General features: G+C 53.5%; 1 pseudogene. It reads right to left on the bottom strand.

Features of this window, described 5'->3' with window-relative positions:
* Positions 1-561 precede the first annotated feature (561 nt).
* Positions 562-828: pseudogene (gene istB / locus J9892_RS17690) on the bottom strand (IS21-like element ISAs29 family helper ATPase IstB); the annotation flags it as partial.
* Positions 829-972: the final 144 nt, after the last annotated feature.

Raw genomic sequence — 972 nt, 5'->3', positions numbered from 1 at the left:
AGTTCAGGTGTTTCCCACAGTAGCGACCTGAACCAGCCCGTGAAGTTCAGGTGTTTCCCACAGTAGCGACCTGAACCAGCCCGAGAAGTTCAGGTGTTTCCCACAGTAGCGACCTGAACCAGCCCGAGAAGTTCAGGTGTTTCCCATATTGAAGTCATATCGACCTCCCACTCGCACCACAAAGTTCAGGCATTTCCCGTAGTGGCGACCTGAACCAGCCCATGAAGTTCAGGTGTTTCCCACAGTAGCGACCTGAACCAGCCCGAGAAGTTCAGGTGTTTCCCAGAGTAGCGACTTGAACCAGCTCATGAAGTTCAGGTGTTTCCCACAGTAGCGATCTGAACCAGCCCGAGAAGTTCAGGTGTTTCCCATATTGAAGTCATATCGACCTCCCACTCACACCACAAAGTTCAGGTATTTCCCATAGTGGCTATCTGAACCAGTCAGGGAAGTTCAGCTGCCCCACCCATATAGAGACCCTTGCGTATTCCGGCGAAGTTGAACAGCCATTCCGGCCAACGTGAACACCCTGCTCCTTAACGCGCTCACGTCATCCCGTTTCTAACTCGACTGTTCAGATTGGGTCAACTCACTTCTCCTCTTTCTCATCGATTCTCCCTTTAGTGACAGCCGGTGAGCGTTGTGCATCAGCCGGTCCAGGATCGCATCTGCCAGGGTGTTGCCCCCCAGGCTGGCATACCACTCTTCCGTTGGCAGCTGACTGACCACTACCGTCGAGAATTTCCCGTATCGATCATCCATGATCTCCAGCAGGGCGTTGCGCTGCTCGGCATTCACCGCCTCCAGTCCCCAGTCATCCAGGATCAGTGCGTATTCCGGCGAAGTTGAACAGCCATTCCGGCCAACGTGAACACCCTGATCCTTAACGCGCTCACGTCACCCCGTTTCTAACTCGAGTGTTCAGATTGGGTCAACTCACTTCTCCTCTTTCTCATCGATTCTCCCTTCAGT

This window comes from Aeromonas sp. Prich7-2 (genome assembly GCF_017939255.1).
Taxonomy (GTDB): domain Bacteria; phylum Pseudomonadota; class Gammaproteobacteria; order Enterobacterales; family Aeromonadaceae; genus Aeromonas; species Aeromonas caviae.
The sequence above is the reverse complement of the archived record's forward strand: the minus strand, read 5'-3'. Positions and strand labels throughout refer to the sequence as shown.